The 4,878-nt window shown below is 70.1% G+C and carries 4 protein-coding genes and 1 pseudogene; 1 reads left to right on the forward strand and 4 read right to left on the reverse strand.

The genetic code is table 11. The annotated features are described in order from the left end of the window. On the forward strand, nucleotides 1-225 hold a 225-nt coding region (locus I53_RS23555), incomplete at its 5' end, for a ketopantoate reductase C-terminal domain-containing protein (protein WP_043355293.1). A 67-nt stretch (nucleotides 226-292) separates the two neighbouring features. Here the strand turns inward: I53_RS23555 and I53_RS23560 are convergent. The 4 genes and pseudogenes from I53_RS23560 to I53_RS23575 form a co-directional block, all read right to left on the reverse strand. Beyond that, on the reverse strand, nucleotides 293-607 hold the full coding sequence (locus I53_RS23560) for a hypothetical protein (protein WP_043355295.1): 315 nt from the start codon (nucleotides 605-607) through the stop codon (nucleotides 293-295). A gap of 17 nt (nucleotides 608-624) precedes the next feature. Then, nucleotides 625-2,242: pseudogene (locus tag I53_RS23565) on the reverse strand (hybrid sensor histidine kinase/response regulator). 131 nt (nucleotides 2,243-2,373) lie between these two features. Next, a complete protein-coding gene (locus I53_RS23570) occupies nucleotides 2,374-4,347 on the reverse strand; it encodes an AI-2E family transporter (protein ID WP_043355297.1) in 1,974 nt (657 codons plus the stop codon). 57 nt (nucleotides 4,348-4,404) lie between these two features. Beyond that, nucleotides 4,405-4,785: a response regulator gene (locus tag I53_RS23575; protein WP_043355299.1), complete on the reverse strand. Its 381-nt coding sequence runs from the start codon at nucleotides 4,783-4,785 to the stop codon at nucleotides 4,405-4,407. Between the last annotated feature and the right edge of the window lie 93 nt (nucleotides 4,786-4,878).

Below are 4,878 nucleotides of genomic sequence, written 5' to 3' on the forward strand. Positions count from 1 at the left end.
GACGGGGTGTCGGTGGCCCCCGACATCCTCGACACCGTGCTGGATCTCGTTGTCACCAGGGCGGGGCAGCGTTCGTCCCACGCCCAGGACCTCGCCCGCGGCCGGGCCAGCGAGATCGACCACCTCAACGGCTTCGTCGTGCGCAAGGGCGCGGCGCTCGGCATTCCGACACCGGCGAACCGGTTGCTGCACACGCTGGTCAAGCTCGCCGAGCAGAAGGACTGACGTTGCTCTCCGGCGCCCGGACCGTCACCCCGAGCGCAGCGACGCAGCCCGGTGCGCACTGGACCGGCTACGCCCGTGCGGCGGCGTTGGCCTTGCGGGTCGCGGCGGCCTTCCTGGCGGAGGCGGAGCGTTCCGCGGCCGTCCGCCCGGCCGAGGCCTTGCCGCCGGATTCGCCGCCCTTGTGGGCGGCCGGATGTCCGGTGGCCTTGCCGCGGCCCGAGCCGCCCGGCTTCTTGCCGCCGCCGTCGTCCTTGTTGACGGTGGCCCAGGCCCGGGCCTCCGCCTCCTTCTCCGGCACTCCGCGGGCCTCGTAGGACTCGGCGATGTGCTCGGCCTTGCGCTTCTGCTTGTCGGTGTACTTCGATTTGTCGCCCTGGGACATGGGCCGTCTCCCGAAGCTCAGCCCACCCCGGTCGGACCGTCGAGGATGGCGCGCACGCGGCGGACCAGCTCCGTGCGCCGGTAGGGCTTGTTCAGGAGATCAAACTCCGAGCCGCCGATATCGGTTCGCTCCAGGCTCGCCTCCGCGTAACCCGTGGCGAGCAGCACCTTGAGCTTGGGCTGGCGGCGGCGGGCTTCGCGGGCCAGCAGCACGCCGTTCATGCCGCCGGGCATGATCAGGTCGGTGAAGAGCAGATCGATGCGCTCGCTCGAATCCAGGATCTCCAGGGCCTCGCGGGCATTGCTCGCCACCAGCGTCGTGTAGCCGAAGTCCCGCAGGATGGTGCGGGCGAGTTCGGCCACGTCCTCGCGGTCGTCGACGATGAGGATCGTCTCGGAGCCCTGCCGATCAACGGACCGCAGCGAAACCTTGGCAGGGGCATTGACGTCGCCGTCGGTCGCGGGGAACGACAGGCGCACCGTCGTGCCCGCACCCACCGCCGACTCGATCTGCGCCGCGCCGCCCGACTGCTTGGCGAAGCCGTAGACCATCGACAGGCCGAGCCCCGTCCCCTTGCCCTCCTCCTTGGTGGTGAAGAACGGGTCCATCACCCGGGCGAGCACGGCCGGCGGGATGCCGGTACCCGTGTCCTTGATGGCGATGCTGACATAGCGCCCGTCGCGCAGCGGACCGAGCTCCCGGCCGCGGGCGGCGACCTCGCTGTTCTCCGTGGAGATCCGGACGGTGCCGCCCTCCGGCATCGCGTCGCGGGCGTTGATCAGGACGTTCAGGATCGCGACCTCGGCCTGGGTCGGATCGACCCGGCAGTTCCAGAGATCCGCCGCAAGATCGAGTTCGACCTTCACGGCCTCGCCGACGGAGCGGGCGACCATCTCGCCCATCCCCTCGATCAGGGTGTTGAGATTGACGGCGCGCCCGTCCAGCCGCTGCTTGCGGGCGAAGGCCAGCAATTGCTGCGTCAGCGTCGTCGCGCGCTCCGCAGCCTGGCGGATGTTCTCGGTGGCGCGGCCGAGCCGGGCGCGGTCGGCATCGGGCTTCTCCAGCCCGGGCCGCAGGATGTCGACGTAGCCGACGATCACCGGGAGAAGATTGTGAGTCGTGCGCGATGCCGCCCGTGAGCTGGCCCAGCGCCTCCATCTTCTGAGCCTGACCCAGCGCCTCCTCGGCGTCGCGGCGACGCGAGACGTCGAGCTGAGAACCGAAATAGTACACGAGCTCGCCGTCGGCATTGTAGACCGGCGAGACGAACAGGGCATTCCAGAAGGTCGAGCCGTTCTTGCGGTAGTTCAGGATCTCGGTGGCGAACTCGCGCTTCTCGGCGATCGCGGCCCGGACCTGCGCGACGCTCTCGCGGTCGGTTTCGGGGCCCTGAAGGAAGCGGCAGTTGCGCCCGATCAGCTCTTCCGGCGTGTAGCCCGTCATCGCCAGGAACGCCCGATTGGCGAAGATGATCGGGTTGTCGGGCTGGCGCGGATCGGTGACGATCATCGGCATGCGCGTCGTCTCGACCGCCGCGAAGAAGATATCGCTGCGGCGGTCGGTCAGGTCACTCGGCGCGCTGTCCCTGATCGGAGGGCTCGGCCCGGAGGGCGGTGTTTCTGGGGTCTCAGACATGCGCGGTGATGTTCAGCCTCCGGGACGTAAAAGCATTTTGCGCGCGCCCGATCACGAAAAGCGGACGGAACACTAGCGGTCGAGAGCGCGATGTCGACGGCCCGTCCTCAGAGGTGGTGTCGCACGGCGCGTCATGCCACTGCCGGCTGCGCCGAACCGGAGCGGGCAGTCACGGGTGCCGGGACGAGCCGGGTGGGTGCGGATTCCTGGCAGGCGCCGAGCACAGCCGAGAGCGCCTCGTTCAGCGATGTCACGAGGAAGTCTGCCGAGGTCGCCCGGCGCAGCCGTTCCAGGGTCGCCGGATCGCGCTCGCGCCAGAAGCCCACGAGGATGCGCACGCCCGGCACCGCCGCACGGGCCTGCCGGACGGTGAAGCGGATCTGCGAGAGGCTCACCGGCTCGAGATACGAGAAGCAGATCAGCGCGAGCCCTTCCGGATTGTCGGGACGCTCGCCGGCGCGGATCGCGGCCATCGAGAGAATCTGCGAGGCCAGCCCGTGGCGGGCGAGGATCTGGCTCAGCATCAGCGTCGCCGCCTCGTCGAACGGGCCGCGGCTCGACACGCACAGGACCGGCGTCTCGCTGCGCCAGTTGGGGGCGAGATCCTCGCGCTCGAGGACGATGCCGGCCACTTGCCGGTCGGGCCCGATGGCGGCCAGCGCCGCCGCAGTCTCGGTATCGGGCCCGCGCCCGGAGCCTCGACGGCTTCGCCGGGTCATCGGAGCGGTCCCGAGGCGGTCGACGACCGTGCGGATCGCCGCCCCGACCTCCGCCTGCCGCTCGCGGTCCAGGGTGCCGCGCGAGAGATCCTCCTGCGCGAGCAGCAGGCCGGCGAGGGCGACCTCGTCGTAGTAGGTGACGAGGGCGCGCTCCTTGAGGAACTGCCAGCCCTGGTCGATCGCCTCGACCGGATCGCCGGCCAGCATGCGCTGGTAGAAGATCTCGGGCGGCGACAAGGCTGGCTGATCGCCCAGCAGGACGTCGAGGTACCAGAGGCGCTCCACGTGCCGGCCGAGGACCACGAGGCACACGGTGAGCGGCGTGGCCAGGACGAGGCCGATCGGCCCCCACAGGAACGTCCAGATCGTCGCCGCGAGGATGACGGCGACCGGCGAGAGGCCGGTGGAGTGGCCGTAGAGGAGCGGCTCGATCACGTGGCCGCAGATCGGCTCCACCACCAGGAACAGGACCGCGGTGGCGATCACCATGCCCCAGCCGGGATCGACGGCGGCGGCGAGGATCAGCGGCAGAAGGGCGCTGATCGCCGCGCCGATATAGGGCACGAACCGCAGGATCGCCGCGAGGACACCGAACAGGGTCGGACTCGGGACGCCGATCATCCAGAGTCCGAAGCCGATGACGAGGCCGAAGGCGATGTTGAGGGCGAGCTGGGCCAGGAAGAAGCGGCTGAGTCGGCTCGTGGCATCGTCGATCGCCGCCGTGGTGCGGCGCAGGTCGCCCGAGCCGCCGGCGAGCCGGATCGCCCGGTTTCGCAGATCCTCCCGCTGGAGCAGGATGAAGATCGTGAAGATCAGGATCAGGCCCGTCGTGGCCAGCGGGTGCAGGATCGGGCCCGCGAAGGTCTGAAGCGTGTCGACCACGCTGGCGCGGGCGGGCGTGAGTTCCACGGTGAGGGGATGCGTGCGCGATCCCGGCTCGCCGCGGACTTCCGCGGCCGGGGGCGGCTGCAGGGTGGCGCTGAGGTCCTGCACCATGTCGACGATCCGCGACAGGGTGCCGGTCCCGGCCGTCGCCCCGCGAAGATCCTTGATCTTGGTGCGCATCACCTGCGTGTAGCGCGGCAGGTCCGAGGCGAGCTGGGACGCCTCGCTGGCGATCAGGCTGCCGATCCCGAACAGGGCGCCGAAGACGATCACCACCACGAGGAGGACCGCCGGCGCACGCGGCACGCGCAGCCGCCGCAGGACCCGGACGGCCGGCACCAGCACGAAGCTGAGGAGGATCGCCAGCGTCACCGGAACGAGGATCTCGCGCCCGAGATACAGGGCCGCCAGCGTGGCGACCACGAGGAGGATCGAGGCCAAGGCCACGAAGACCGGCAGGCCCTGCCGCAGGCGCTGGGCAGTGACGGGATCCTCGCTCACGGACACGCTCCACTCACATCAGGTCTCGGGATCGCAATTCGCGCGTCCGCGGTCGGGTCAGCTCGCCGGGGCGGTCTCGCCCAGGGCGGTGCTGATCTGGCTGAGAAGCTTCGAGAAATCGACCGGCTTCGGGTGGTAGTCGTCGCAGCCGGCCTGGATCGCCTTGTCGCGGTCGCCCGACATGGCATGGGCGGTGAGCGCGATGATCGGGATCGCCCGCGTGTCGGTGCCCGACTTCAGCGTCCGGGCGACCGACCAGCCGTCCAGAACCGGCAGGTTCATGTCGAGCAGGATCACGTCGGGCTGACCCGAGCGGGCTTGTCGGACCCCGGCCTCGCCGTCATGCGCGAGGATCACCTCGTACCCGCGCCGCTTGAGGCGGCGGGACAGGAAGTCCCAGATCTCTTCGTGGTCCTCGACCAGCAGAATCTTCGCCATCAGAACTCATACCCCCGGCTCGCGTCGTGCCGGACGGCAGCTCAACGCGCGGCATCGCACAATCGCCCCACGCTCCTGCCCCGATTCCGGTCC

Origin of the sequence: Methylobacterium sp. B1, from assembly GCF_000333255.1 — a bacterium.
Lineage (GTDB): Bacteria > Pseudomonadota > Alphaproteobacteria > Rhizobiales > Beijerinckiaceae > Methylobacterium > Methylobacterium fujisawaense.

Excerpts from the sequence above, each read along its gene's own strand:
- I53_RS23560 (WP_043355295.1), bottom strand. The coding sequence starts at position 607 with ATGTCCCAGGGCGACAAATCGAAGTACACCGACAAGCAGAAGCGCAAG.
- I53_RS23575 (WP_043355299.1), bottom strand. The coding sequence starts at position 4,785 with ATGGCGAAGATTCTGCTGGTCGAGGACCACGAAGAGATCTGGGACTTC.